The following is a 6,000-nucleotide window of genomic DNA, read 5'->3' on the forward strand; positions in this document are numbered from 1 at the left end:
CGGATCTCGAGCCGGACGAGATTCGCCGACGCATCGCGGCGCGGCGACCCGCGTCCCTTATTCCTCCGGCTCCCCTCCGGCAGGAGCAACCTGATGCTGGACCTTGCCATCACGGGCGGCACGTGTGTGCTGCCGAGCGGAACTCAGGCAGCCGATATCGGCGTCAAGGACGGGCGCATCGTTCTGGTCGGCGGGCCCGGCACCTTGCCCCCGTCGGTGCGCACGGTATCGGCCGGGAACCGCCTGGTCATTCCCGGCGGCATCGACCCGCACATTCATTGCGGGCTCGAATGGAAAGTCTCGGGGCAGCCCGTCGTCCACACCGATCCGGCGGCGCAGGTCAGCCGGGCGGCCTTGCACGGCGGCACCACGACGTTGATCGACTTCGTGCAATGCACGCACGAGCGGACGATCCAGCAGTCGATCGAGCGCTGGCAGGCGACGTGGAAAGATGCCTGCCACTGCGACTACGGCTTTCACCTGATGCTGGTGGGTGCCGCGCCGACGGCACATTTCGGCCAGCTCGCCGATGCCATCCAGGATGGCCATGCCAGCGTGAAGATCTTCACCACGGATATCATCCCGGGCATGGGCAGCCAGCTCATGATGCCGCATGGCCATATCTGGGAAGCCCTGAAGGTGGTGGCGGCGGAGGGCGGCATCGCGTGCATCCATGCCGAGGACAACGACATCGTCATGTTCATGTACGACAAGTTGATGCGCGAGAACCGCGTCAACTTCGAGCACCTGGCCGAGGTCCACAACACGCTGAGCGAGGAGCTCTCCTTCAATCGCGTGATCCGGCTCGCCGAGAACGTCGAGGGTGCGGCACTCTATATGGTGCACGTCTCGGCGGCGACCGGCGTGGCGGCGCTCGAGGCGTCGCGCGCCCGTGGCTTCCCGATGTATGGCGAGACCCTGCACCAGTACCTGATGTACAACGCCGAGGACTACAAGAAGCCGGGCGGGCAGATGTATCACACCTATCCGTCGCTCAAGTATCCGGAAGACCAGAAGCGGCTCTGGGAAGCGACCAACCGAGGCGCCATCCAGGCCATCGCCACCGACGAGCTGTGCTGCCCGTTGCGCGCCAAGCTCCAGGGCAGCCGGATCGACGACGTGACGGGCGGCAATGCCGGCGTCGAGCCGCGCGTCGGCCTGATGTACACGCAGATGGTCACCAGGCGCGGCTATTCCCCGGCGCATTTCGTCGACATGATCTCGAGCAACGCCGCCAGGATCCTGGGCCTCTATCCGCGCAAGGGCGCGTTGGCGGTGGGCTCCGACGCCGACATCGTGCTGCTCGAGACCGGCCTCTCGAAGACGATCCGCGCCGCCGACCTGCACGAGACCGATTATTCGCCCTGGGATGGGCACGTCGTGACGGCGTGGCCGACCGTCACCATCCTGCGCGGCAAGGTCGTCGTCGAGGACGGTGCCTTCCACGGCGACCTGCGCGACGGGCAATTCCTCAAGCGCAGGGTGGCGGACGACATCCGCAGCCGGCCTGCCGTCTAGCGGGCGGCATCGGACCGCGTCAGGACAGTGCCTTGCGAACCTCGCTGACGAAGCGGCTGGTCAACGCGATGAGATCCGCGTCCAGCGGCGAGGCTTGCGAGGAATGCTTGGCGATCACGATCTCCCGCTTGCGATCGATGAACAGGTTCTGTCCGTGGATGCCGAGCCCGAACAGCAGGGGCGCCGCGCCGCGTTCGACGTACCATTTGTCGCGGTAGTGCATGGCCGCACCCGGGAAATACGGCACGAAGCTCCCCGCATTCCAGGCCTCGGTGTCGCCGTTGCGGGTGATGTCCTCGATCCAGGCCGTCGGCACCACTTGTCGGGCGCCGCGGGCACCGCCCTCGACGATGAGCTGGCCGACGCGCGCGAGGTCGCGCGTCGTCGTGCACATGCCGCCCGCACAGCGCGGCGCGCCGAGCCGATCGACCGTGATGCAGGCGGGCTCGGCCGCGCCCATCGGCTGCCATACCAGCTCGCTCATGAGATCACTGTAGCGCCTGCCCGCCGCGCGCTCGATGATCCAGCCGAGCAGGTCGGTGTTGGGCGACACGTAGGAGAACTTTCCCCCGTGCGGTCCGTTGGACTGCGTCAGCGTGGAGAAGAAGCTGCGCAGATCGCTCGCCCGTTCGCCGGGCTCGAGGGGGTTCCAGCCGGTCGCCTTGCGATACGCGACGATCGGCCCCGAGGTGGCGAGATAATCCTCGTCGAAGGCGACCGCCGTGCGCATGTCGAGCAGCTGCCCGACTCTTGCGCCAGCCCAGGCGGTCTCGCGCAGCTCGGGAACATAGTCGACGGCAAGGCGATCGACGTCGAGGGCGCCCTGCGCGCTCAGCACGGCCGCCAGCAGCCCGAGCATGGACTTCGTCACCGACATCAGGATGTGCGGCGAGCGTTCGTTCATGCCGTTGGCGTAACGCTCGAGCACGATGGCGCCGCGATGGAGGACGACAATGCCGTCGGTGCCCGTCGCCGCGAGAAAATCGTCGAGGCCAAAGTCGAGGCCCGAGTCGAGGCCCGGGTCGAGGCCCGGGTCGAGGCCAGAGTTGGCGCCATCGGGCACGCCGATGCGAAGCGCTTCGAGGCTGCCGCCGCGCGCGCCCAGGGGCCATACGCGCGCCGGGTCGTGCGGGATGTCGGCAGACGGGACGATCTCGCGCACATGGTGGAACGACCAGCGATTGAACGGCGCCGTCCGCCAGTTGGCGAGCGTGACCTGCCCCTCGGTCGGCGGCGGAAAGCTGGACATCAGCGAGGCCCGTGTCGTCTGGGAGGACCGCGGCGTCAGGGAGGCCCGAATTGTCGGATTGTCTTGCACGGCTTCTCCCGAAGAGGATCGTCGATGCGGCCGAGCTTGCTATGATCGGCATGCCGCGACAACAGCCGCGGAGAAGCGGGAATTTGGCACGTCGTTGCCCGGGGTCCGGGCAGGGCGTTCGCATATCGGCGCGCCGTTCATTCTCCTCCCCAGCTTCGCTGGGGAGGTGCCCCGTCATACGGGGCGGAGGGGTCATCAGCAGCGGAACTGGGGCTCATGACCCCTCCGTCGCCGAAGACGGCGACACCTCCCCAAGCTGCGCTTGGGGAGGAAAGTGAGAGATGCGAATGCCCTGGAGGTCCGGGGAAATGTCTGAAGAGAGGAGAACACGTTCATGCCCATCGAGCGCTTCATGGTTGCCGGGGAGCTCGAGCCGGTCAGCCATTACTGTCATGTCGTCCGCGCCGGCGACTTCGTCTACCTCTCGGGCATGGTGGGCATGCGGGCGGACGGGACCATCCCGGCGGACACGGTCAGCCAGTTCGAGATCGCGCTGAAATCGATCGACACCTGCTTGCGCCATGCCGGCGGACGGGCCGACCAGGTCGTCAAGGTGCTGGTCTTCATGACCGACATTGCCGAAAGGGCGAGCATCAACCCGATTCGCCAACGCTATTTCGGCGAACATCGGCCGGCGTCGACGCTCGTCGAGGTCAAGGCATTGGTCGATCCGCGCATGAAGGTGGAGATCGAGGCCGTGGCCTACGTCGGCGGCTAGGCAACCAGCCGCCACCCCTTCTGCGCGTGACCTTCGCGTTCCGACGCTCGCCTCAGCCTGAACTCGAGCTCGTCGATGGGGTCGTCGAGCTCGGCGAGCCGTTCGACCAGGTCTTTCAGCCTGGCGTCGCCCTGCTTGGACTCGCGCCAGTAGGCTCGCAGCAGGCGATCCGCGCCTGGCGGGATTTCGGACTTGCCCCTCTCCCAATTGGAGACCGTCTCCTCGTTCGATCCCAGCACGGCACCGAGCGCACGTTGGGAAAGACCCAGGTGCTTGCGCAAGAACCTGATCTCTTTGCCGCCGAGCATGCCGGCCTTCTCCACCAGGCTGCGCGCGATGGCGTTGTACAATCCTTCGACGTCCTCGATGGCAATTGCCTCGCCGTAGGATGTGATCCTGGTGTGGAAACCGTTCACCAGCCATACATTGTCCAGACCACTTTCCCTGTACCTGGAGCAGAACTTCTCTTGGATTGGATTGAAGCGCCTCCCTTGGGCCGGCGTTCGAACTTCTATCATCCTGAGCAAGGCACTTGCGAAGCAAGTGCCTTGCTCAGGATGACAGAATGGATACCGAGTGGTTTCACGTAAACCAATCAGGCTCCAGAACACCGTTATCACGACGACACCGTCTTCGAGCACCGCCTACCCGTCAAGTTGACGGGTGGTACAAGCAGCCGAGAGCGGCCTGCGCCGATGAGCAGCCGCTATCGGCGTGCGATTCCCAGGATCTTGATCGCTGCCGCCGCGGCACCGAAGCCATTGTCGATATTCATCGCCAAGACACCCGGGGCGCAGCTCGACAGCGCGGCATTCAGGGCCGCCGCGCCGCCGGCAGCCACCCCGTAGCCCACGGAGGTCGGCAGCGCGATCACCGGCGCGGCAACCAGGCCGGCAATGACGCTGAACAGCGCGCCTTCCATGCCGGCCACCACGATGATGACGCGGGCGTCGCGCAGCCGGCCGACCTGCGCGTCGAGCCGCCACAGCCCGGCGACCCCGACGTCGGCGATCACCGGCGCGGCGTGCCCGTGGAAAGCCAGCGTGCGCGCCGCCTCGTGCGCGGCGCCAAGGTCGGCGGTGCCGGCGGCGACGATCAAGGTGCCCTCGACCGGCGTGCCGGGATGCGGTCCACCCAGGATCGCGGTGCGCGACAGCGCGTCGAAATCGAGCCGCCTGCGCAGCGCCTCCGGCAGGTCATCGTGCTGCGCCGGCGCGAGCCGCGTCAGCAGCAGGCGCGCGCCTGATGTGGCCGCGGCCTCCAGGATTGCGGCGATCTGTGCCGGCGTCTTCGGCTCGCACAGCACGGCCTCGGCGACTCCGGTGCGCGCCTCGCGGTCCCAGTCGAGAACGAAGTCGCTCACGCCCGTCGGCTCAGGGAAGGTCCGTGCAGGAAAGCGGCGCCGCGGCGATAGGGGCGGAAGCCCAGGAAGCGGCGCCGTTCGCTGGCGCACAACTCATCCGCGATGTGTCGCATCGCCTCGTCCGAGTCAGGTGCCTCGACGACGATACCGCCATGGGTGATGCGGCAGCGCAGATCCGCTCCTTGCGGCACGTGGGGGGCAAGTGCGCGCTCCATGCGCGCGACGAAGGCCAGGTCCCGGGCACTGATCGCAATGCCTGTCTCGACGCGGCTCGACAGGCAGGGCTGCGCGGGCAGCTCGGAAATGTCGGCAAGATCGAAATCGCGCGCGAGGGCACGCACGGCGGCCTTGTCCATGCCGGCCTCGACGAACGGGTGGCGGACGCGGTGCTCGGCGGCGGCGATCAGGCCGGGCCGGTAGTCGCCGAGATCATCCAGATTGGCGCCCGAGGCGATCGGCCCCGCGGTCACGTGGGCGATGCGGGCGTAGAGATTGGTCTTGCAGAAATAGCAGCGATTGACCGGGTTGGCGCGGTACGCGGGATCGGCGAATTCACCCGCGTCCACTTCGGTGAGCCGCCAGCCGAAGCGGCTCGCATGATCGCGCACGCGGGCCGTCGCCTCCGCCGGCACGGCGGGAGACAGCGCATGCACGACCAGCAGGCCGGGCAGGCCGGCACGGTGCGCGGCATGGGCGAGCGTCATGCTGTCGACCCCGCCGCTGACCGCGATCGCGAGGTTCGGCAGGTCAGCGAGAATGGCTTCCAGCGCCGTCATGGCCATGCGCATATGGGTGCGCCTTTCATTTTCCTCCCCAGCTCCGCTGGGGAGGTGCCCCCGCAAGGGGGCGGCGGGGTCAAGAGCCTCAGTCGAAGCGCCGTGACGCATATTCAATCACCCGGGTGTTTGCTCATGACCCCTCCGCCCCGTATGACGGGGCACCTCCCCAACGCAAGCGTTGGGGAGGAGAATGAAAGGCGCACCCATATGCGCATGGCCATGACGGCGCTGGAAGCCATTCTCGCTGACCTGCCGAACCTCGCGATCGCGGGCAGCGGCGGGGTCGACAGCATGACGCTCGCCC

At 67.2% G+C, this 6,000-nt stretch carries 6 protein-coding genes; 2 read left to right on the forward strand and 4 right to left on the reverse strand.

What is annotated here, in order from left to right:
- Window positions 1-93: 93 nt before the first annotated feature.
- Window positions 94-1,518: a dihydroorotase family protein gene (locus tag ACILR9_RS18875; RefSeq protein WP_395711493.1), complete on the forward strand. Its 1,425-nt coding sequence runs from the start codon at window positions 94-96 to the stop codon at window positions 1,516-1,518.
- Window positions 1,519-1,537: 19 nt separating this feature from the next.
- On the opposite strand, the gene ACILR9_RS18880 is transcribed toward ACILR9_RS18875, so the two are convergent.
- Window positions 1,538-2,767 (reverse strand): serine hydrolase domain-containing protein, encoded by a 1,230-nt coding sequence (locus ACILR9_RS18880; protein WP_395711494.1) that lies wholly within the window; start codon window positions 2,765-2,767, stop codon window positions 1,538-1,540.
- Window positions 2,768-3,170: 403 nt separating this feature from the next.
- Between ACILR9_RS18880 and ACILR9_RS18885 the strand changes: the two genes are divergently transcribed.
- Entirely contained in the window at window positions 3,171-3,554 is a 384-nt protein-coding gene (locus tag ACILR9_RS18885) for a RidA family protein (protein ID WP_395711495.1), read from the forward strand.
- On the opposite strand, the gene ACILR9_RS18890 is transcribed toward ACILR9_RS18885, so the two are convergent.
- The 3 genes from ACILR9_RS18890 to ACILR9_RS18900 all read right to left on the reverse strand — a co-directional run bounded on the left by ACILR9_RS18890 (window position 3,551) and on the right by ACILR9_RS18900 (window position 5,699).
- Window positions 3,551-4,195: a helix-turn-helix domain-containing protein gene (locus ACILR9_RS18890; protein ID WP_395711496.1), complete on the reverse strand. Its 645-nt coding sequence runs from the start codon at window positions 4,193-4,195 to the stop codon at window positions 3,551-3,553. The genes ACILR9_RS18885 and ACILR9_RS18890 overlap by 4 nt on opposite strands.
- A 65-nt stretch (window positions 4,196-4,260) precedes the next feature.
- The gene (larB, locus tag ACILR9_RS18895; protein ID WP_395711497.1) at window positions 4,261-4,917 is read right to left on the reverse strand and encodes a nickel pincer cofactor biosynthesis protein LarB; all 657 of its coding nucleotides are present in this window, start codon (window positions 4,915-4,917) and stop codon (window positions 4,261-4,263) included.
- Window positions 4,914-5,699 carry an adenine nucleotide alpha hydrolase gene (locus ACILR9_RS18900; protein ID WP_395711503.1) on the reverse strand — a complete coding sequence of 262 codons (786 nt, stop codon included), beginning with the start codon at window positions 5,697-5,699 and terminating at the stop codon, window positions 4,914-4,916. Before ACILR9_RS18900 ends, larB begins: the two co-directional genes overlap by 4 nt.
- Window positions 5,700-6,000: the final 301 nt, after the last annotated feature.

Source organism: Reyranella sp. (assembly GCF_044224635.1).
In the GTDB taxonomy this organism is placed as follows: Bacteria; Pseudomonadota; Alphaproteobacteria; order Reyranellales; family Reyranellaceae; genus Reyranella.

Bases quoted from the DNA above. Each gene is read 5' to 3' on its own strand.
- ACILR9_RS18875 (WP_395711493.1), top strand. From the start codon at position 94: ATGCTGGACCTTGCCATCACGGGCGGCACGTGTGTGCTGCCGAGCGGA.
- ACILR9_RS18880 (WP_395711494.1), bottom strand. From the start codon at position 2,767: ATGTCCAGCTTTCCGCCGCCGACCGAGGGGCAGGTCACGCTCGCCAAC.
- ACILR9_RS18885 (WP_395711495.1), top strand. From the start codon at position 3,171: ATGCCCATCGAGCGCTTCATGGTTGCCGGGGAGCTCGAGCCGGTCAGC.
- ACILR9_RS18900 (WP_395711503.1), bottom strand. From the start codon at position 5,699: ATGGCCATGACGGCGCTGGAAGCCATTCTCGCTGACCTGCCGAACCTC.